The sequence below is a fragment of the Pantoea sp. 22096 genome (assembly GCF_052045955.1).
In the GTDB taxonomy this organism is placed as follows: Bacteria; Pseudomonadota; Gammaproteobacteria; order Enterobacterales; family Enterobacteriaceae; genus Pantoea; species Pantoea alfalfae.
In genome coordinates, this window is the sequence record NZ_JBQEPW010000001.1 from 304,867 (window position 1) to 325,144 (window position 20,278).

The window sequence follows — 20,278 nt, forward strand, 5'->3', positions numbered from 1 at the left end:
TGGATACTTTTGTCAAAGTTGACAAAAGGTTATAGAAAGGAGTAAAAACCCCATAAAATGGCTGCTTATTACCTGATAACAGCAACATTTAAAAGGTTTTTACCCTTCCCTTGAATCGATGTGGTCAGTTTGCTGCGGGAAACGCGTGCAGGATGCCAGCGCCACTTTTGATGAGTAAGCAATGAGTATGTCAACTACCACCGAAATCATCGCTCAGCACTGGGCGTTTATCGTATTTATCGTTATTGCCTTTGGCCTGTGTGCTTTCATGCTGACCGGAGGATGGCTGCTTGGCGGCAGAGCGCGCGCCCGCTACAAAGACACGCCATTCGAATCGGGCATCGAATCCGTTGGTGATACCCATATCCGCCTCTCGGCGAAATTTTATCTGGTTGCGATGTTTTTCGTCATTTTCGACGTCGAAGCCCTCTTTTTATACGCATGGGCGACTTCAATCCGTGAAAGCGGTTGGATCGGCTTTGTGGAAGCCGCAATTTTCATTTTGGTGCTCCTGGCGGGTCTGGTCTATCTGGTACGCATTGGCGCACTGGACTGGGCGCCAGCTCGCCGTCGCGTGGTGGTGAAAACCACTACGGTCAGCCACACCAATCCTCATAAGCAGTAAAAGAGAGGCAATAAGATGGACTATACGCTCACCCGCATAGACCCGAACGGTGGTGAGAACGACCGTTATCCTCTGCAAAAGCAGGAAATCGTCAGCGATCCGCTGGAGCAGCACGTTCATCGCAGCGTTTATATGGGCAAACTCGAAAATGCCCTGCATGACATGGTGAACTGGGGACGTAAAAACTCCCTCTGGCCTTATAACTTTGGCCTGTCATGTTGTTACGTAGAGATGACAACATCGTTTACCGCGGTCCACGACGTGGCGCGTTTTGGTGCTGAAGTTATGCGTGCCTCGCCACGTCAGGCGGATTTCATGGTTATTGCCGGTACGCCATTTACTAAAATGGCTCCGGTTATTCAGCGTTTATACGATCAGATGCTGGAACCAAAATGGGTGATCTCCATGGGTGCCTGCGCCAACTCGGGCGGTATGTATGACATCTATTCGGTGGTGCAGGGCGTCGATAAATTCCTGCCGGTCGATGTTTACATTCCTGGCTGCCCGCCACGTCCTGAAGCCTACATGCAGGCACTGCTGCTGCTGCAGGAATCGATCGGCAAAGAGCGCCGTCCGCTTTCATGGGTTGTCGGCGATCAAGGCGTTTACCGCGCCAATATGCCTTCAGAGCGTGAAAGAAAACGCGGCGAGCGCATCGCAGTCACAAATCTGCGCAGCCCGGACGAAGTTTAAAACCGTATGGATGGAAAACAGCGCCTGCAGCAGAACATCACAATTTAATGCATGGCCCCATCCTGACGCCTTCATTTGAGTGCCTGAGACCAGGCCGGAATGGTGAGTAACGTATGACAGATTTGACCACGCAAGATCTCGCTCAGCCTCTATGGCAAACCCGTGATCACCTTGATGACCCGGTGATCGGCGAGTTGCGTAACCGTTTTGGGCCGGATGCCTTCACTGTTCAGCCAACCCGTACCGGTATCCCGGTGGTGTGGGTGAAGCGTGAACAGATACTGGAAATTATCGAGTTCCTGCGTAAATTACCCAAGCCTTACGTCATGCTGTATGACCTGCATGGCGTGGATGAGCGTTTACGTACCCACCGTGCAGGCCTGCCTGCGGCGGATTTCTCCGTTTTCTACCACCTGCTGTCGATTGAACGCAACCGCGACATCATGCTCAAGGTGGCACTCTCAGAAAACGACATGCATCTGCCGACCATTACCCGTCTTTTCCCGAATGCCAACTGGTATGAGCGTGAAACCTGGGAGATGTTTGGTATCACCTTTGATGGCCACCCGCATCTGACGCGCATCATGATGCCGTCGACCTGGGAAGGCCATCCGCTGCGTAAAGATTACCCGGCGCGTGCCACTGAATTCGATCCTTTCACGCTGACCAGGCAGAAAGAAGATTTAGAGATGGAGGCGCTGACCTTTAAGCCTGAAGACTGGGGTATGAAACGTAGTACCACTAACGAAGACTTCATGTTCCTGAACCTCGGGCCTAACCACCCGTCGGCGCACGGTGCGTTCCGCATCATTCTGCAGCTGGATGGTGAAGAGATTGTCGACTGCGTGCCTGACATCGGTTATCACCACCGTGGTGCTGAAAAGATGGGCGAGCGTCAGTCGTGGCACAGCTACATTCCTTACACTGACCGCATCGAGTACCTCGGCGGCTGCGTAAACGAGATGCCGTACGTACTGGCGGTGGAAAAACTGGCCGGTATCGTGGTGCCTGATCGCGTTAACGTGATCCGCGTGATGCTCTCTGAGCTGTTCCGCATCAACAGCCACCTGCTTTATATCTCCACCTTTATTCAGGACGTCGGGGCCATGACGCCGGTGTTCTTTGCCTTTACCGACCGTCAGAAAATCTATGACGTGGTTGAGGCGATTACCGGTTTCCGTATGCACCCGGCGTGGTTCCGTATCGGTGGCGTCGCGCATGACCTGCCGCGAGGCTGGGAACGTCTGCTGCGTGACTTCCTCGACTGGATGCCAAAGCGTCTTAAAGAGTATGACAAAGCGGCACTGCGCAACAGCGTACTTATTGGCCGCTCCAAAGGCGTTGCCGCTTACAACATGGAAGAGGCGCTGGCGTGGGGCACTACCGGTGCTGGTCTGCGTGCGACAGGTCTCGACTTTGACGTACGTAAATGGCGTCCATACTCCGGCTACGAAAACTTCGATTTTGAAATCCCGGTTGGCGACGGCGTCAGCGATGCTTACAGCCGCGTCATGCTGAAAATGGAAGAGATGTGGCAATCGCTGCGCATTCTTGAGCAGTGTCTCAACAACATGCCAGAGGGGCCGTTTAAAGCGGATCATCCGCTGACCACGCCGCCACCTAAAGAGCGCACGCTGCAGCACATTGAAACGCTGATCACACACTTCCTGCAGGTGTCGTGGGGGCCGGTTATGCCTGCCAATGAATCGTTCCAGATGATTGAAGCGACGAAAGGGATCAACAGCTACTACCTGACCAGCGATGGCAGCACCATGAGCTACCGCACCCGCGTGCGTACGCCGAGCTTCCCGCATCTGCAGCAGATTCCTTCCGTAATCCGTGGCAGCCTGGTATCCGACCTGATCGTATATCTGGGTAGTATCGATTTTGTTATGTCAGACGTGGACCGCTAATTATGCACGATCAACACATTGCCATTAAAACGATCGACCCTAACGAGGTCTTCGTGCTGAGCGCGGAAGAGCATCACGCTATTGAGCACGAAAAACACCATTACGAAGACGCGCGTGCAGCCTCAATTGAAGCGCTGAAGATCGTGCAGAAACAGCGCGGCTGGGTGCCGGACGGTGCAATCAACGCGATTGCCGAAGTCCTGGGTATCCCGGCAAGTGATGTTGAAGGTGTGGCGACATTTTATAGCCAGATTTTCCGTCAGCCGGTGGGTCGTCATGTGATCCGTTACTGTGACAGCGTGGTCTGTCATATCACCGGTTATCAGGGCATCCAGTCAGCACTGGAACAGCAACTGAATATCAAACCGGGTCAGACCACGGCTGATGGCCGCTTTACGCTGCTGCCAACCTGCTGTCTGGGCAACTGCGACAAGGGCCCAACGATGATGGTGGATGAAGACACGCATGTGCATCTGACGCCGGAAGGCATCCCTGGTTTACTGGAGCAGTATCAATGACAATTAAACAGATCATTCGTACTGCTGAAACCCATCCGCTGACCTGGCGGATGCGTGACGACAAGCAACCTGTCTGGCTTGATGAATACCGCAGCAAAAACGGCTATGCCGGTGCGGAAAAAGCGCTGAAAAGCATGTCGCAAGATGAAATCGTCGCAGCAGTGAAAGATTCCGGCCTGAAAGGGCGCGGCGGTGCAGGCTTCTCTACCGGTCTGAAGTGGAGCCTGATGCCGAAAGATGAGTCGATGAACATCCGCTACCTGCTGTGTAACGCTGATGAGATGGAGCCGGGCACCTATAAAGACCGCCTGCTGATGGAGCAGATGCCTCACCAGCTGGTGGAAGGAATGCTGATCAGCGCCTTTGCGCTGAAGGCTTACCGTGGCTATATCTTCTTACGTGGCGAATACATTGAAGCCGCGGTGCATCTGCGTCGTGCGATTGCTGAAGCGACGGAAGCGGGCTATATCGGTAAAAATATTCTGGGTACCGGCTTCGACTTTGAGCTGATTGTTCACACCGGCGCAGGTCGTTATATCTGCGGCGAAGAGACGGCACTGATTAACTCACTGGAAGGCCGTCGTGCTAACCCGCGTTCCAAGCCGCCATTTCCGGCGAGTGCGGGCGCGTGGGGCAAACCGACCTGCGTGAACAACGTGGAAACCCTCTCCAACGTCCCGGCGATTCTGGCCAATGGCGTCGAGTGGTACAAAAACATCTCTAAAAGCGAAGATGCCGGTACCAAAATGATGGGCTTCTCCGGACGGGTGAAAAATCCTGGCGTCTGGGAGCTGCCATTCGGTATCACCGCGCGTGAAATTCTTGAAGATTATGCGGGTGGCATGCGTGACGGGCTGAAGTTCAAAGCCTGGCAGCCTGGCGGCGCAGGAACCGACTTCCTGACCGACCAGCACCTGGATCTGCCGATGGAATTTGCCAGCATTGGTAAAGCGGGCAGCCGTCTGGGCACCGCACTGGCGATGGCGGTCGATCACGAAATCAATATGGTTTCGCTGGTGCGTAACCTGGAAGAGTTCTTTGCCCGTGAGTCGTGTGGCTGGTGTACGCCGTGTCGCGATGGCCTGCCGTGGAGCGTGAAAATTTTGCGTGCGCTGGAGCAGAAACAGGGTCAGCCAGGGGATATCGAAACCTTACTGCAACTCTGCCGTCAGCTTGGCCCGGGTAAAACCTTCTGCGCGCATGCGCCGGGTGCGGTTGAGCCGCTACAGAGTGCGATTAAATATTTCCGTGAAGAGTTTGAAGCTGGCATGGCACCGCAGGTGTTTGGCAATACCCGCGCTATTGGTGGGATCCAGCCAAACCTGCTGAAAGCGCGCTGGTAATTCACCGCATCACACGGAACAGGCCTGGTGCCGCCGCCCCGACAATGTCGTGCGTCGGGGCAAGAATATGATTAACGCTCGTCTCTGACGAGCCTTACGGAAGCATGTCACTATGGCTACAATTCATGTAGACGGTAAAGAGTATGATGTGAACGGAGCGGACAACCTGCTACAGGCGTGTCTCTCTCTGGGCCTTGATATTCCTTACTTTTGCTGGCATCCGGCGCTGGGAAGCGTTGGGGCCTGCCGCCAGTGTGCGGTAAAGCAATTCCAGAATGCCGAAGATACCCGCGGCCGTCTTGTCATGTCCTGCATGACGCCGGCCTCTGACGGCACATTCATCTCCATCGATGATGGCGAAGCGAAAGAGTTCCGCGAAAGCGTGGTGGAGTGGCTGATGACCAACCACCCGCACGACTGCCCGGTGTGTGAAGAGGGCGGTAACTGTCACCTGCAGGATATGACAGTGATGACCGGCCACAGCTTCCGTCGCTATCGCTTCACTAAGCGTACTCACCGTAATCAGGATCTCGGCCCGTTCATCTCTCATGAGATGAACCGCTGTATCGCCTGTTACCGCTGCGTGCGCTACTACAAAGATTATGCCGATGGCAAAGATCTGGGTGTCTACGGCGCGCACGACAACGTCTACTTCGGTCGCCCGGAAGATGGCACGCTGGAGAGCGAATTCTCCGGCAACCTGGTTGAAATTTGCCCGACCGGCGTCTTCACCGATAAAACGCACTCCGAACGCTATAACCGTAAATGGGATATGCAGTTTGCACCGAGCATCTGTCAGCAGTGCAGCGTCGGCTGTAACACCAGCCCGGGTGAGCGTTATGGTGAGTTACGCCGTATTGAAAACCGCTATAACGGTACCGTAAACCACTACTTCCTGTGTGACCGTGGCCGCTTTGGCTATGGCTACGTGAACCGCAAAGATCGCCCACGTCAGCCGATGCTGCTGCGCGGCAACGACTGGGTCACGCTGAACGCAGAGCAGGCGGTCAACGCCGGAGCAGATTTGCTGCGTCAGGCGAAGAAAGTGATCGGTATTGGCTCGCCGCGCGCCAGCATTGAAAGTAACTTCGCCCTTCGTGAACTGGTGGGTGCAGAGAACTTCTCAACCGGCATGCCAGCGGATGAGCAGGCCCGTCTTGAACTCATGCTGAAAGTCCTGCGCGAGGGCGGAATCTATACGCCATCGCTGCGTGAAATTGAAAGCTACGATGCGGTGCTGGTACTGGGTGAAGACCTGACACAGGTGGGTGCTCGTGTGGCACTCTCTGTGCGCCAGGCAGTAAAAGGCAAAGCGCGTGATATGGCCGCTGCGCAGAAAGTCGCAGACTGGCAGATCGCCGCCATCATGAACATCGGTCAGAACGCGAAACATCCGCTGTTTGTTACGCACGTTGATGAAACCCGTCTGGATGATATCGCGGCATGGAGCTATCGTGCACCGGTTGAAGATCAGGCGCGCCTCGGCTTCGCTATCGCCAGTGCGCTGGATGAATCTGCGCCTGCAGTCACCGATTTCGACAGCAAACTCAGCGGGAAAATGGATGTTGTCGTTCAGGCGCTGGCCGGCGCGAAAAAGCCATTAATTATCTCCGGAACTCACTCAGGCAGCAGCGCAGTCATTGAAGCCGCTGCTAACGTGGCGAAAGCCCTCAAGGCACGTGGTGCAGATGTCGGCATTACCCTGCTGGCGGGTCACGCGAACAGCATCGGGCTGGGCATGATTGGCGGCAATCCGCTGGAGCAGGCGCTGGAGCAGCTGAGCAACGGTGAAGCTGATGCCCTGGTAGTGCTGGAAAATGACCTTTATCGCCATGCGCCGAAAGCGCTGGTGGATGCGGCGCTGGCTCAGACCACTAACGTGATTGTGGTGGATCATCAGCGTACCCCAACGCTGGAGAAAGCGGGTCTGGTGCTCTCAACCGCCAGCTTCGCCGAAAGCGACGGTACCTCAATTAACCATGAAGGCCGCGCTCAGCGTTTCTTCCAGGTTTATGATCCTGCTTATTACGACAACAACATTGTGATGCTGGAGAGCTGGCGCTGGCTGCATTCACTGCACAGCACGCTGGAAAGCCGTCATGTGGACTGGACGCAGCTCGATCACGTGATCGATGCGGTAGTCACCCGTCTGCCACAGCTCGCGGGTATTAAAGAAGCCGCACCTGACGCCAGCTTCCGCATTCGCGGACAGAAACTGTCGCGTTCACCGCACCGTGCCAGTGGCCGTACCGCGGCGCGCGCGAATATCAGCGTGCACGAACCGCGTCAGCCGCAGGATCAGGACACGATGTTCGCCTTCTCAATGGAAGGGAACAATCAGCCAGGCGCACCGCGTTCACAGATTCCGTTTGCCTGGGCACCAGGCTGGAACTCACCACAGGCGTGGAACAAATTCCAGGCGGAAGTGGGCGGCAAACTGCGTCATGGCGATCCGGGCGTGCGCCTGTTTGAAGCCAGCTCGAGTGAGTTGCCGTGGTTTACGACCGTACCAAAAGCCTTTGTCAGTGATGCACAGTGGCGCGTGGCGCCTCTTCACCGGTTGTTCGGCAGCGAAGAGATGTCACAGCGTTCACCGGTCTTCCAGCAGCGTATGGCTGAGCCTGCGCTGGTGATAAACCCGGAGGATGCGGCGAAGCTGGGCGTCAACAATGGTGCGGCGGTGGAGTTCAGCTGTGCCGGAGAGACAGTGCGTCTGCCGGTCCGTTTCTCTTCGTCACTGCAGGCGGGACAGATTGGTCTGCCGCTGGGAATGCCGGGCGTTCCACCATTCCTGGCGAACGGTAAAATCGACACTCTGCAGGAGGCAGCGCAATGAGCTGGTTAACACCGGACGTGATCGACATTCTGCTGGCCATTGTTAAAGCCATCGTGATTCTGCTGGTGGTGGTGGCCTGCGGCGCGTTCATGAGCTTCGCTGAGCGTCGTCTGCTCGGCCTGTTCCAGAACCGTTATGGGCCAAACCGCGTAGGCTGGGGCGGTTCGCTCCAGCTGGTGGCGGACATGATCAAAATGTTCTTCAAAGAGGACTGGGTTCCGCCGTTTACCGACCGCTTTATCTTTACCCTTGCGCCGGTTATCGCCTTTGTTTCACTGCTACTGGCCTTTGCTATCGTGCCGGTTTCGCCAACCTGGATGGTAACAGACCTGAATATCGGTCTGCTGTTCTTCCTGATGATGGCGGGCCTTGCGGTCTACGCAGTGCTGTTTGCCGGCTGGTCGAGTAATAACAAATACTCGCTGCTGGGTGCGATGCGCGCCTCGGCACAGACCCTGAGCTATGAAGTGTTCCTGGGGCTGTCGCTGATGGGTGTGGTAGCGCAGGCGGGCTCGTTCAATATGAACGATATCGTCAACAGCCAGACGCATCTGTGGAACATCATTCCGCAGTTCTTCGGCTTCGTGACCTTCTGTATTGCGGGCGTGGCGGTGTGTCACCGTCATCCGTTTGACCAGCCAGAAGCGGAGCAGGAACTGGCGGACGGCTACCACATTGAATATGCCGGTATGAAGTTCGGTCTGTTCTTTGTTGGCGAATATGTGGCGATTACCACCGTTTCAGCGCTGATCGTAACGCTGTTCTTTGGTGGCTGGCACGGCCCATTCCTGCCGCCGTTCATCTGGTTCGCCCTGAAAACGGCGTTCTTTATGATGATGTTCATCCTGATTCGTGCTGCGCTTCCGCGTCCGCGCTACGACCAGGTGCTGTCATTCGGCTGGAAAGTGTGTCTGCCGTTGACGCTGTTGAACCTGCTGGCGACTGCCGCAGTGATTCTCTACACAGCGCCGTAAGGGGTTAACAAATGACTTTGAAAGATATTGTCGTAGGCTTTGGCACGACAGTTCGCAGTATCTGGCTGATCGGGCTGCACGCCTTCGCCAAACGTGAAACTCAGATGTATCCGGAAGAGCCGGTTTATCTGCCACCACGCTATCGTGGCCGTATCGTGTTAACCCGCGATCCGGATGGTCAGGAGCGTTGCGTCGCCTGTAACCTGTGTGCGGTTGCCTGTCCGGTTGGCTGTATCTCGCTGCAGAAAGCAGAAACCAAAGATGGCCGCTGGTACCCGGAGTTCTTCCGAATCAACTTCTCACGCTGCATCTTCTGCGGCATGTGTGAAGAAGCCTGTCCGACCACGGCGATTCAGCTGACTCCCGATTTCGAACTGGGTGAGTTTAAGCGTCAGGATCTGGTGTATGAGAAGGACGATCTGCTGATTTCGGGGCCGGGTAAATATCCGGAGTACAACTTCTACCGCATGGCAGGTATGGCGATTGACGGTAAAGATAAGGGCGAAGCAGAAAACGAAGCGAAGCCTATCGACGTCAAAGGCTTATTACCTTAAGGAGCAAGGCATGGAATTTGCGTTTTATCTTTGCGGACTGGTGGCGGTGCTGACGACGTTGCGCGTCATTACCCACACTAATCCGGTACATGCATTGCTGTACCTGATCGTTTCGCTGTTATCGATCGCGGGCGTCTTCTTCTCAATGGGAGCCTATTTTGCCGGTGCGCTGGAGATCATCGTTTACGCCGGGGCCATCATGGTGCTGTTCGTCTTCGTGGTCATGATGCTGAACCTGGGCAAACAGACTGAGAAGCAGGAGCGTGAGTGGCTCAGTCCGTCGCTGTGGATTGGTCCGGGCATCGTTTCGTTACTACTGCTGGTGGTAATGATCTACGCCATTCTGACGGCGAATGACCAGGGCATTGATGGCACCATCATCGACGCTAAAGCGGTCGGCATCAGCCTGTTTGGTCCTTACGTACTGGCGGTCGAACTGGCCTCTATGCTGCTGCTGGCGGGTCTGGTCGTGGCGTTCCATATCGGTCGTGAAGAGCGTCAGGGCGAAGTCCTGAGTAACCGCAATGCTGATGCCGCTCAGGTGAAAAAGGAGAACGCATGATCCCGTTACAACATGGATTGATTCTTGCTGCCGTGCTGTTTGTCCTTGGACTGACGTCGCTGGTGATACGCCGCAATCTGCTGTTTATGCTGATCGGCCTTGAAATCATGATCAACGCCGCCGCTTTAGCTCTGGTGGTTGCCGGGAGCTACTGGGGTCAGGCCGATGGACAGGTGATGTATATCCTGGCGATCAGCCTGGCGGCAGCGGAAGCCAGTATTGGTCTGGCACTGCTGCTTCAGCTCTATCGTCGTCGTCAGACGCTGAACATTGATACTGTGAGCGAGATGCGCGGATGAATCTTCTCTATTTAACTGTCTTGTTTCCGCTGATTGGCTTTCTGCTGTTAGCGTTTTCCCGCGGTCGCTGGTCTGAGAACCTGTCGGCCACGGTAGGTATGGGATCGGTGGGTCTGGCCGCACTGACGACGGCGTTGATCGGTTTCGAGTTCTTCGCCAGTGGTCAGCAAGCTTATACTCAGTCACTCTGGACCTGGATGCATGTCGGCAACTTCGACATGAAGGTGAACCTGACGCTGGATGGCCTGTCGCTGACCATGCTGTCGGTGGTGACCGGCGTCGGCTTCTTCATTCATATGTTTGCCTCCTGGTACATGCGTGGAGAAGAGGGCTACTCCCGCTTCTTCGCCTATACCAACCTGTTTATCGCCAGCATGGTTATTCTGGTGCTGGCCGATAACCTGATGCTGATGTATCTGGGCTGGGAAGGGGTAGGGCTCTGCTCTTATCTGCTGATCGGTTTCTATTACAGCAATCCGGAAAACGGCAAAGCGGCGATGAAAGCGTTCATCATCACCCGCGTGGGCGACGTCTTCCTGGCATTTGGCTTGTTCATTCTCTACAACGAGCTGGGCACGCTGAACTTCCGCGAGATGATGGAGCTGGCTCCGGCGCACTTTGCCGCAGATAACCATATGCTGCAGTGGGCAACGCTGATGCTGCTGGGTGGCGCGGTCGGTAAATCGGCACAGCTGCCGTTACAGACCTGGCTGGCAGATGCGATGGCCGGTCCGACACCGGTTTCAGCACTTATCCACGCCGCGACCATGGTGACGGCAGGTGTTTACCTGATTGCCCGCAGCCACGGTCTCTTCCTGCTGACGCCGGAAGTGCTGCATCTGGTCGGCATCATCGGGGCAATTACCCTGGTGCTGGCAGGCTTTGCCGCGCTGGTGCAGACCGACATCAAACGCGTTCTCGCTTACTCCACCATGAGCCAGATTGGCTATATGTTCCTGGCGCTGGGTGTTCAGGCGTGGGATGCGGCGATTTTCCATCTGATGACGCACGCCTTCTTTAAAGCGTTACTGTTCCTCTCTTCGGGTTCAGTGATTCTGGCCTGCCATCACGAACAGAACATCTTTAAAATGGGTGGCCTGCGTAAGAGCATTCCGCTGGTCTACACCTGCTTCCTGGTAGGCGGCGCGGCACTGGCGGCACTGCCGCTGATTACGGCGGGCTTCTACAGTAAAGATGAGATTCTGTTTGGCGCACTGGCTAACGGTCACATCAATCTGATGGTCGCGGGTCTGGTGGGGGCGTTCCTGACCTCTATCTATACCTTCCGCATGATCTTCATTGTGTTCCATGGCGAAGAGAAAATTCATGCGCACGCAGGTAAAGGCATTACCCATCATCTGCCGCTGATTGTGCTGCTGCTGCTCTCCACCTTTATTGGTGCGCTGATCACGCCACCGCTGGCAGGTGTACTGCCAGCCAGCGAGTTCGGTGAAGCGGGCAAAGTGGGACTGGAAATCACCTCGGGCGTGGTCGCGATCGTTGGCATTCTGATCGCTGCCGCGCTGTGGCTGGGCAAACGTGAGCTGGTTACCCGCATTGCAAACAGTGCGCCAGGCCGTTTCTTCGGCACCTGGTGGTTTGCGGCCTGGGGCTTTGACTGGCTCTACGATAAAGTGTTCGTCAAACCTTACCTGGGTATTGCGTGGCTGCTGAAGCGCGATCCACTGAATGGTCTGATGAACCTGCCTGCGCTGCTGTCACGCATTGCCAACAAAGGCCTGGTGGTCAGTGAGAATGGCTACCTGCGCTGGTACGTTGCGTCAATGAGCGTGGGTGCCGTGCTGGTACTGGCTCTGCTGCTGGTGATTTAAAGATTGATGAGCGGGGCAGGTTAGCTAATCTGCCCATTGAGAATGTCAAAAATTGTCCTGAGCAAGGGCGTTATCGTCGCGGCCAGTTTGGCTACCGCCAGCGCACAGCAACCGGAGCATACCGAGGTATGTGAGGATTGCGAGCACTATCGGGAAGCAAAATGGCAAGTAAGATAGCCCGAACTAAGACAAAGAAAAGGGAAGTGTGCCGTGTTATTACCTTGGCTAATTATCATACCCTTCGTCGGTGGTCTGATCTGCTGGCTCACTGAGCGCCTTGGCGCGAAGGTGCCACGCTGGATCGCGCTGATCACCATGGGGCTGACGTTGGCGCTTTCACTGCAACTCTGGTTGCAGGGAGGCTATTCACTGACGCAGGCAGCGGGTATTCCGCAGTGGCAGTCAAGTTTCTCCGTTCCGTGGATCCCACGCTTCGGCATCAGCTTCCATTTAGCCATTGATGGCCTGTCACTGCTGATGGTAGTGCTGACCGGTCTGCTCGGTCTGATGGCGGTGCTCTGTTCCTGGAATGAGATCTCAAAGTATCAGGGCTTCTTCCATCTGAACCTGATGTGGATTCTGGGCGGCGTAATCGGTGTGTTCCTTTCCATCGACCTGTTCCTGTTCTTCTTCTTCTGGGAAATGATGCTGGTGCCGATGTACTTCCTCATCGCGCTCTGGGGTCATAAAGCATCGGACGGCAAAACCCGTATCTCCGCTGCGACCAAATTCTTCATCTATACCCAGGCTTCAGGTCTGGTGATGCTGATTGCGATTCTGGGCCTGGTATTTGTTCACTACAACGCGACCGGCGTCTGGACATTCAACTACGAACAACTGCTACAGACACCAATGTCGAGCGGTGTTGAATATCTGCTGATGCTGGGCTTCTTTATCGCCTTTGCGGTCAAGATGCCGGTGGTGCCTTTGCACGGCTGGCTGCCGGATGCACACAGTCAGGCGCCAACAGCCGGTTCTGTCGACCTGGCGGGTATCCTGCTGAAAACCGCGGCTTACGGCTTACTGCGTTTCAGCCTGCCGCTGTTCCCGAACGCGTCAGCCGAGTTTGCGCCCATCGCCATGTGGTTAGGCATCATCGGTATCTTCTACGGTGCCTGGATGGCCTTCTCGCAGACCGATATCAAACGTCTGATTGCGTACACCTCGATTTCGCACATGGGCTTTGTGCTAATTGCCATCTACACCGGCAGCCAGCTGGCGCTGCAGGGTGCGGTGATTCAGATGATTGCGCACGGTCTCTCCGCTGCTGCACTCTTCATTCTGTGTGGTCAGTTGTATGAGCGTCTGCATACCCGTGATATGCGTCAGATGGGTGGCCTGTGGTCGCGCATCAAATGGATTCCGGGTCTGTCGCTGTTCTTTGCTGTCGCCAACCTCGGTATGCCGGGCACCGGTAACTTCGTCGGTGAATTTATGATTCTGACCGGCAGCTTCCAGGTGGTGCCGATGATTATTATCATCGCGACCTTTGGTCTGGTGTTCGCCTCCGTATACTCGCTGGTGATGATGCAGCGCGCTTACTACGGCGAAGCGAAATCGAAAGATCCGCTGCCAGGCATGTCACCGCGTGAGTTTATGACCATCGGTGTTCTGGTGGTGCTGCTGGTGCTGCTGGGCGTCTATCCACAGCCGATTCTGGATACTTCGCACGCTGCCATGAGCAATATTCAGCAGTGGTTTACCGCTTCAATTTCAACTACAAGGCCGTAATTCGCCATGACAATAACTCCTCACCAATTGATTGCGTTGCTACCGCTGTTAATCGTCGGATTGACGGTGGTGGTTGTGATGCTGTCCATTGCCTGGCGACGCAACCACTTCGTTAACGCCACGCTAACGGTAGTTGGCCTGAACCTGGCGCTGCTCTCGCTTTACTTTGTCGGTCAGGTCGGGGCGATGGATGTCACGCCGCTGCTGCGCGTCGATGGCTATTCGATGTTCTACACCGCGCTGGTAATGCTGGCGAGTCTGGCAACCTGCACCTTTGCCTATCCGTGGCTGGCAGGCTATCCCGACAACAAAGATGAGTTCTATCTGCTGGTGCTGATTGCGGCGCTCGGTGGCATCGTACTGGCCAGCGCTAACCATCTGGCCTCGCTGTTCATCGGCATTGAACTGCTGTCACTGCCGTTGTTTGGTCTGATTGGCTACGCTTTCCGCCAGAAACGTTCGCTGGAAGCGGCGCTGAAATATACCATTCTTTCTGCGGCGGCCTCATCGTTCCTGCTGTTTGGTATTGCACTGATCTACGCTGACTCCGGTAACCTGAGCTTTGTGGCGCTGGGTCAGAGCCTGACAGACAGTATGATCCACGAGCCACTGCTGCTGGTGGGTCTGGGCATGATGATCATCGGTCTGGGCTTTAAGCTCTCACTGGTGCCGTTCCACCTCTGGACGCCCGATGTCTATCAGGGTGCGCCTGCGCCGGTTTCAACCTTCCTGGCCACTGCCAGCAAGATTGCCATCTTCGGTGTCATCATGCGTCTGTTCATGTATGCGCCGGTGACCGACAGCGAAGCGGTGCGCACGGTGCTGGCCATGATCGCCTTCGTGTCGATTCTGTTCGGTAACCTGATGGCGATTTCGCAGAGCAACATCAAGCGTCTGCTGGGCTACTCCTCTATCGCCCATCTCGGTTATCTGCTGGTCGCGCTGATTGCGGTGAAAGATCATCAGCTGTCGCTGGAAACCTCGGGTGTATACCTGGCGGGTTATCTGTTCAGCAGCCTGGGTGCCTTTGGTGTGGTGAGCCTGATGTCCAGCCCGTATCGTGGCCCGGATGCCGACTCGCTCTACTCCTATCGTGGTCTGTTCTGGCATCGTCCTATCCTGTCAGCCGTGATGACGGTGATGATGTTGTCGCTGGCGGGTATCCCGATGACGCTGGGCTTTATCGGTAAATTCTACGTTATCGCATCAGGTGTGAGTGCGCACCTGTGGTGGCTGACCGGAGCTGTGGTTGCGGGTAGTGCGATTGGCCTCTACTACTATCTGCGCGTGACGGTGAGTCTCTATCTCAGCCCGCCGGAACTGCATACCCGTGATACCCCGGCTAACTGGGCATTTACGGCTGGTGGTGTGGTCGTGCTGATCTCCGCCATTCTGGTGCTGCTGTTAGGGGTTTATCCGCAGCCGCTGATCAGACTGGTGCAGATGGCACAGCCACTGATGTAAGCAGCTGACTGCAAGTGATGAATCAGGCCTTCGGGCCTGATTTTTTTTGCCTGTCAGACGCCGTGACCAGCAGGTGCTGGCGACACCGCACTGATGTAGAGTGTGTGGTTTAAAGGAGAGACGATGAACCTTGACTGGCAGGATAAACATCATAGTGAACTCACCGCCCCGGAACTCTATGCGCTGCTGGCGTTGCGCAGCGCCGTGTTCGTAGTCGAACAGCAGTGTGCTTACCTTGATGTGGATGGCAAAGATTTGGAGGCGGAAAACCGGCATCTGCTGGGCATGGCGGATGACCAGCTGGTGGCCTATGCGCGCCTTCTCTCTCCGATTGATGAAAACAGCCCGGTAAAAATTGGACGGGTAATTGTATCAGATCGGGTTCGCGGTGCGCGGCTGGGCAATCGTCTGATGGAGCAGGCGATCAGCAGCTGTCAGCAGCACTGGCCGGGTCGTGACATGTTTCTCTCCGCTCAGGCGCATCTGGAAAATTTCTATGAGCAGCATGGATTTGTGGCGACAGGGGAGAGTTATCTGGAAGATGGTATCCCACACGTCGATATGCTGAAGAAGGCGCCGTAAAAACGCGAGGCCTGAGCCTCGTCTCATACAGCTGACAAACTCAAATCAGGGTGCAACTGGCAGCGATGGATTAGTTCAATACGCAGGGAATATGGTCAGAAGAGGAAAGCGTCCCGCGCCATGGACGGCGCAGGCCCAGCGAGGCAGGGATTGGCGTAAGCGACTTTCCGATCTGACCATGTTTCCTGCACTGGCTTGGTCTCACAGCTAACCGGGCCACACTTTGTCATTAATCTCAGGCGAGGCCTGAGCCTCGCCTGTTTACATCAACCCACCGTCATCTGGCGGTCATCAACATATTTGCGCTGATCCGGCGCAGGCGGGAAATACTGATAAAGCCAGGTTTCACTCAGCGTCTCATCCTTGCTGCGCAGGAACAGACGCATCTCAACCGGCTGGGTGGAATCGCTGTTCGGATACCAGTCAAACAGGATGCGGTAACCCTTGAGCGGATCGACATACAGAATTTCAACCTGCTTCACACTGCCCGATGAGACAGTAATCACCGGCTCAATGCCTTTCGGCGCAGCGGCCTGCAGATCACCACCAATAAAATCGATGGCGAAGCGACGGCACCAGGTTTCAGGGAAGTGCTCGCCAGGCGCCCAGCCTTCCGGGAAGCCACCGATACCGGTACGGGTAGCATCCACGCGCGCCAGACCGCTTCGTACTGGCGGCAGACCACTCCAGTAAAGCTTGTAGGAGAAGTTCAGCTCGCTGCCCGCTTTGACTGGTTCAGCCGGTTGCCAGAAGCAGACCACGTTATCCAGCGTTTCACCGGTTGTCGGGATCTCCATCAGGTTGATCGCGCCTTTGCCCCACTTGCCGACCGGCTCAACCCACAGGCTCGGACGTTTGTCATACCAGCCGATCACATCCTGATAATCTTTGAAGTCGTGATTCAGCTGCAGCAGGCCAAAGCCACGCGGATTCTCATCTTCATAGGCGTTGAACTGCAGACGCTGCGGATTATTCAGCGGGCGGGCAATCCATTCGCCTTTACCGGTCCACATCGCCAGACGGTCGGAGTCATGGATCTGCGGATGGTAGGTATTGCACATGCGACGCTCATTGGTACCACAGCTGAACATGCTGGTCATCGGTGAGATGCCGATCTGACGGATCTCTTTACGGGCAAACAGGTGGTTTTCTACTTCCATCACCACACGTTTCTCTTCGCAGTGGATGATGAACTTATAGGCACCGGTAAGGCTGGCACCATCCAGCAGGGCGTAACAGGTGAAGGTGGTATCTTCCGCCTTTGGCGTTTCAAACCAGAAGGCAGTGAAGTCCGGAAACTCTTCCTGACCGTTGCTGAAAGTGTTAATCGCCACACCACGCGCCGAGAGACCGTACTGGAAGGTATCGTCCACGGCACGGAAGTAGCTTGCGCCGAGGAAAGAGACGATGTCGCGACGGGTCAGCTCCGGCTTTTTAAAGGCGCGGAAACCGGCGAAGCCGAGGTCAGTTTTGCCCTCCAGCTGCTTTGTATCAACGTGCGCATTGTTGTAGTTGAACAGCTCGGGGCGGAAATGAATCTCGCGCGCCTCGCGGCTTGCGCCATCAACAGAGAACATACGGATGCGACGCTTAAAGCCCATACCGACATGGAAGAACTGCACATCCAGCTGACGGTCGGGCAGGTTATTCCACAGCGAGTGGTTAGCGTCATACTGAATTTCGTTGTACGCCTGCGGGGTCAGTGTAGCCAGCGTCTCCGGCAACGCGCCTGGCGCACCGCCCCAGGGTTTTTTCGCCAGCGCGGCCGCATTTTTCTTCAGTACGTCAAAATCGAAGCGTACGGCGGTGCCGTCAGCAATGCCATCTTCTGCCCATGCTGATTGCGCAAACAGCGTTGACAGGCCGGTCATGCCGCTGACGGCGGAGAAGGCCATTGACGCTTTCATAAACATTCTTCGATTCATGCCAGAGATCATTCCTTAGCTGTTCGAGGGTGTCGTGACTGTCGTGCAAAATGCACTTTCATGGCCCGATAATCACAGGCAACAGAGGGGTACGACAGTAGGGTTACTGGAAAATTCAGTCCCGACAAAATTTATCAGATTAATCAAAGAAGCGAAGCGAAATTCGGTGGTTGCCGTGGCGTCTTACATTTCTTTGCGCAGCGAAACGGCGCACCGCCTGAACTGAGCAACTTTAGCAGATGAAAAATCAGGTGATTCCTGGAACAGGAAAACAGCAGAGCGCCAGATTATGACTATAGTTAATGAACTGCTTTGCAATTCACACGGAGGAAATGATGGTAAATCAGACAAATCAATTCGAATCGGGCCTCGATGACGATATTGCGTTACTGACCGAAACCCTTGAAGAAGTGCTTAAGGCATCAGGCGATCCGGCCGATCAGAAGTATATTGAGCTAAAAAGCAAAGCTGAACAGGCGCTGAACGATGTGAAATCCCGTGTCAGCCAGGCGTCAGATAGTTACTACTATCGCGCTAAACAGGCGGCTTACCGCGCTGACGATTACGTGCATGAAAAACCGTGGCAGGGCGTCGGCATTGGTGCAACTGCCGGTCTGGTGCTTGGTCTGCTGCTGGCGCGTCGCTAATCGCGACCTGCTCACACAGTTGTAGCAGACAAACGTAGTAAAAAACGGCGGGGAAATCCCGCCGTTTTTGTGGGTCTCTCACTATCCTGAATACTCTCATCTGAGTCATACAATCCTGCTCCACCCTCTGACTTTCAGGCGCTACGTGCTGCCTCCGCCGCAACAATCATAATCGCGGGTAATGCCGATTGTGTTTCCCGGGCGGACTTCATACAGTGAAGCAAACGTGAAAAGGAGGATCCGATGTGATTAGAGTAGAGATGCTGTCAACCGGGGATGAGGTGCTGCATGGCCAAATCGTCGACACCAATGCAGCCTGGCTGGCGGATACGTTGTTCCAGCAGGGTTTACCTATGACCAGTCGCACCACGGTAGGCGATTCACTCGAGTCGCTGATCGCCACGCTGCAGGCGCGCAGTCATGAGGCCGATGTGCTGATAGTCAATGGCGGCCTGGGGCCAACCAGTGACGATCTCAGCGCGCTGGCTGCCGCGCATGCCTGTGGCGTAGAACTGGCAATGCAGCAGGACTGGCTGGAACAGATGGAAGCCTGGTTCGCCAGTCGCGGACGGATAATGGCGGCCAGCAATCACAAACAGGCTGAAATTCCGGCCAATGCGGAGCTGATTGATAATCCCGTCGGAACCGCCTGTGGTTTTGCCCTGCAACTTAATCGCTGCTGGATGTTCTTCACGCCTGGCGTGCCGTCTGAATTTAAAGTGATGGTGGAGCAGCAGATCATTCCCCGTCTGAAAGCCAAATTCTCGCCCCCCGAGCCGCCGGTTTGCCTGCGACTGACGACCTTTGGTCGCGGTGAAAGCGATATTGCCGCTGAACTGGAGCCGCTGGCGTTGCCGGAAGGCGTGGTGATGGGGTATCGCTCATCGATGCCGATTATTGAGATCAAACTTACCGGCCCGGCCAGTCAGCGGGTAGCGATGGAGCAGGTGTGGCAGCAGGTGCGTCTGCTGCTGGCGGAGTGCACCATTTTTGAAGGCACCGAAGGTCTGCCCGCCCTGCTGGCCCGCGAGCTGGAGCAGCGCGGTGAACAACTGGCAGTCAGCGAGCAAAACACCGCCGGTCTGCTTTACTGGCAGCTGGCTACCGCCAGCGTGCCGTTGCGTGGTGCTGACATTCTGCCACCACAGCAGGAGACGCTGGAGCAACAGGTGAACCGCACCCGTGATTTTGCCGCGCAGCAGCAGGCAGCGCTGGCACTCTCTGTTGGCAGCCTTGAGCAGGAGGAGATTTCGGTGGCGCTGCATACGCCGGATGGCAGCTTTGGTCAGCGCGTGAAGTTCAGTACCGGTCGCCATAATCTGGAGACGCGGCAGAAGGTGGTGGCAATGATGGCGATGAACATGCTGCGCCGCTGGTTACACGGCAGCGAAGTGAGCACCGGTCACGGCTGGATTGATGTGGTTGAAACTGTCAGACAGTAATATCAGTGAAAATAAAACGGGCGCCTGAGGCGCCCGTCTTGTATGTGACTGCGAATTAACCCCATACAGCGTCATTCTCGCAGCAATAAATTAGCTCAAAGCGCAGGGAACACGGGCAGAGGAGGAAAGCGTCCCGCGCCTGGGACTAAAACGCCGGGAGCGTTTTTGAACAACGCAACGCGTTGGTCCGGCTACGGGCGCACCTCAGGGATGAGGTGCGTACTAAAAACGCCGGGAGCGTTTTTGAACAACGCAACGCGTTGGCCCGTTTACGGGCGCACCTCAGGGATGAGGTGCGTACTAAAAACGCCGGGAGCGTTTTTGAACAACGCAACGCG

Annotated in this window: 17 protein-coding genes; 16 read left to right on the plus strand and 1 reads right to left on the minus strand. The window is 55.6% G+C overall.

The features are described from left to right. Positions 1-181 precede the first annotated feature (181 nt). From ACTJKZ_RS01455 to ACTJKZ_RS01520, 14 genes are all read left to right on the plus strand, one after another. Positions 182-625 (plus strand): NADH-quinone oxidoreductase subunit A, encoded by a 444-nt coding sequence (locus ACTJKZ_RS01455; protein WP_010258058.1) that lies wholly within the window; start codon positions 182-184, stop codon positions 623-625. 15 nt (positions 626-640) lie between these two features. Further along, entirely contained in the window at positions 641-1,318 is a 678-nt protein-coding gene (locus ACTJKZ_RS01460; protein WP_003854245.1) for a NuoB/complex I 20 kDa subunit family protein, read from the plus strand. A gap of 113 nt (positions 1,319-1,431) precedes the next feature. After that, positions 1,432-3,231, plus strand: a complete 1,800-nt coding sequence (gene nuoC, locus ACTJKZ_RS01465) for an NADH-quinone oxidoreductase subunit C/D (protein ID WP_161733368.1) — start codon at positions 1,432-1,434, stop codon at positions 3,229-3,231. Between the two features lie 2 nt (positions 3,232-3,233). Beyond that, the gene (nuoE, locus tag ACTJKZ_RS01470) at positions 3,234-3,749 is read left to right on the plus strand and encodes an NADH-quinone oxidoreductase subunit NuoE (RefSeq protein WP_010258066.1); all 516 of its coding nucleotides are present in this window, start codon (positions 3,234-3,236) and stop codon (positions 3,747-3,749) included. 2 nt (positions 3,750-3,751) lie between these two features. Then, positions 3,752-5,092 carry an NADH-quinone oxidoreductase subunit NuoF gene (gene nuoF / locus ACTJKZ_RS01475; RefSeq protein WP_029519446.1) on the plus strand — a complete coding sequence of 447 codons (1,341 nt, stop codon included), beginning with the start codon at positions 3,752-3,754 and terminating at the stop codon, positions 5,090-5,092. A 112-nt stretch (positions 5,093-5,204) separates the two neighbouring features. Continuing rightward, positions 5,205-7,928: an NADH-quinone oxidoreductase subunit NuoG gene (gene nuoG, locus ACTJKZ_RS01480; RefSeq protein WP_440829123.1), complete on the plus strand. Its 2,724-nt coding sequence runs from the start codon at positions 5,205-5,207 to the stop codon at positions 7,926-7,928. After that, a complete protein-coding gene (gene nuoH, locus ACTJKZ_RS01485) occupies positions 7,925-8,902 on the plus strand; it encodes an NADH-quinone oxidoreductase subunit NuoH (protein WP_003854240.1) in 978 nt (325 codons plus the stop codon). Before nuoG ends, nuoH begins: the two co-directional genes overlap by 4 nt. Positions 8,903-8,913: 11 nt before the next feature. Then, complete coding sequence (gene nuoI / locus ACTJKZ_RS01490) at positions 8,914-9,456, plus strand: NADH-quinone oxidoreductase subunit NuoI (protein ID WP_003854239.1); 543 nt, start codon at positions 8,914-8,916, stop codon at positions 9,454-9,456. A gap of 10 nt (positions 9,457-9,466) precedes the next feature. Further along, positions 9,467-10,018 (plus strand): NADH-quinone oxidoreductase subunit J, encoded by a 552-nt coding sequence (gene nuoJ, locus ACTJKZ_RS01495; protein ID WP_003854237.1) that lies wholly within the window; start codon positions 9,467-9,469, stop codon positions 10,016-10,018. Beyond that, positions 10,015-10,317 (plus strand): NADH-quinone oxidoreductase subunit NuoK, encoded by a 303-nt coding sequence (gene nuoK, locus ACTJKZ_RS01500; RefSeq protein WP_003854236.1) that lies wholly within the window; start codon positions 10,015-10,017, stop codon positions 10,315-10,317. The genes nuoJ and nuoK overlap by 4 nt, the downstream gene beginning before the upstream one ends. Further along, entirely contained in the window at positions 10,314-12,149 is a 1,836-nt protein-coding gene (nuoL, locus tag ACTJKZ_RS01505) for an NADH-quinone oxidoreductase subunit L (RefSeq protein ID WP_161733364.1), read from the plus strand. The genes nuoK and nuoL overlap by 4 nt, the downstream gene beginning before the upstream one ends. Positions 12,150-12,359: 210 nt before the next feature. Further along, positions 12,360-13,880, plus strand: coding sequence for an NADH-quinone oxidoreductase subunit M (gene nuoM, locus ACTJKZ_RS01510; RefSeq protein WP_161733362.1), 1,521 nt, complete (start codon positions 12,360-12,362; stop codon positions 13,878-13,880). A 6-nt stretch (positions 13,881-13,886) separates the two neighbouring features. Beyond that, positions 13,887-15,344, plus strand: a complete 1,458-nt coding sequence (gene nuoN / locus ACTJKZ_RS01515; RefSeq protein WP_003854230.1) for an NADH-quinone oxidoreductase subunit NuoN — start codon at positions 13,887-13,889, stop codon at positions 15,342-15,344. A 123-nt stretch (positions 15,345-15,467) separates the two neighbouring features. Next, positions 15,468-15,926, plus strand: a complete 459-nt coding sequence (locus ACTJKZ_RS01520) for a GNAT family N-acetyltransferase (RefSeq protein WP_285088281.1) — start codon at positions 15,468-15,470, stop codon at positions 15,924-15,926. 266 nt (positions 15,927-16,192) lie between these two features. On the opposite strand, the gene ACTJKZ_RS01525 is transcribed toward ACTJKZ_RS01520, so the two are convergent. Beyond that, positions 16,193-17,851 carry a glucan biosynthesis protein D gene (locus ACTJKZ_RS01525; protein ID WP_253419408.1) on the minus strand — a complete coding sequence of 553 codons (1,659 nt, stop codon included), beginning with the start codon at positions 17,849-17,851 and terminating at the stop codon, positions 16,193-16,195. Between the two features lie 335 nt (positions 17,852-18,186). Here ACTJKZ_RS01525 and elaB point away from each other — a divergent pair, with 335 nt between their 5' ends. Next, on the plus strand, positions 18,187-18,498 hold the full coding sequence (gene elaB, locus ACTJKZ_RS01530) for a stress response protein ElaB (protein ID WP_003854223.1): 312 nt from the start codon (positions 18,187-18,189) through the stop codon (positions 18,496-18,498). Positions 18,499-18,743: 245 nt separating this feature from the next. Further along, complete coding sequence (locus tag ACTJKZ_RS01535; protein WP_440829124.1) at positions 18,744-19,940, plus strand: nicotinamide mononucleotide deamidase-related protein YfaY; 1,197 nt, start codon at positions 18,744-18,746, stop codon at positions 19,938-19,940. Positions 19,941-20,278 lie beyond the last annotated feature (338 nt).

Bases quoted from the DNA above. Each gene is read 5' to 3' on its own strand.
- nuoL (WP_161733364.1), top strand. From the start codon at position 10,314: ATGAATCTTCTCTATTTAACTGTCTTGTTTCCGCTGATTGGCTTTCTG.
- nuoE (WP_010258066.1), top strand. From the start codon at position 3,234: ATGCACGATCAACACATTGCCATTAAAACGATCGACCCTAACGAGGTC.
- nuoC (WP_161733368.1), top strand. From the start codon at position 1,432: ATGACAGATTTGACCACGCAAGATCTCGCTCAGCCTCTATGGCAAACC.
- nuoH (WP_003854240.1), top strand. From the start codon at position 7,925: ATGAGCTGGTTAACACCGGACGTGATCGACATTCTGCTGGCCATTGTT.
- nuoK (WP_003854236.1), top strand. From the start codon at position 10,015: ATGATCCCGTTACAACATGGATTGATTCTTGCTGCCGTGCTGTTTGTC.
- elaB (WP_003854223.1), top strand. From the start codon at position 18,187: ATGGTAAATCAGACAAATCAATTCGAATCGGGCCTCGATGACGATATT.
- nuoN (WP_003854230.1), top strand. From the start codon at position 13,887: ATGACAATAACTCCTCACCAATTGATTGCGTTGCTACCGCTGTTAATC.
- nuoJ (WP_003854237.1), top strand. From the start codon at position 9,467: ATGGAATTTGCGTTTTATCTTTGCGGACTGGTGGCGGTGCTGACGACG.
- ACTJKZ_RS01455 (WP_010258058.1), top strand. From the start codon at position 182: ATGAGTATGTCAACTACCACCGAAATCATCGCTCAGCACTGGGCGTTT.
- ACTJKZ_RS01460 (WP_003854245.1), top strand. From the start codon at position 641: ATGGACTATACGCTCACCCGCATAGACCCGAACGGTGGTGAGAACGAC.
- nuoG (WP_440829123.1), top strand. From the start codon at position 5,205: ATGGCTACAATTCATGTAGACGGTAAAGAGTATGATGTGAACGGAGCG.
- nuoI (WP_003854239.1), top strand. From the start codon at position 8,914: ATGACTTTGAAAGATATTGTCGTAGGCTTTGGCACGACAGTTCGCAGT.
- ACTJKZ_RS01525 (WP_253419408.1), bottom strand. From the start codon at position 17,851: ATGAATCGAAGAATGTTTATGAAAGCGTCAATGGCCTTCTCCGCCGTC.
- ACTJKZ_RS01520 (WP_285088281.1), top strand. From the start codon at position 15,468: ATGAACCTTGACTGGCAGGATAAACATCATAGTGAACTCACCGCCCCG.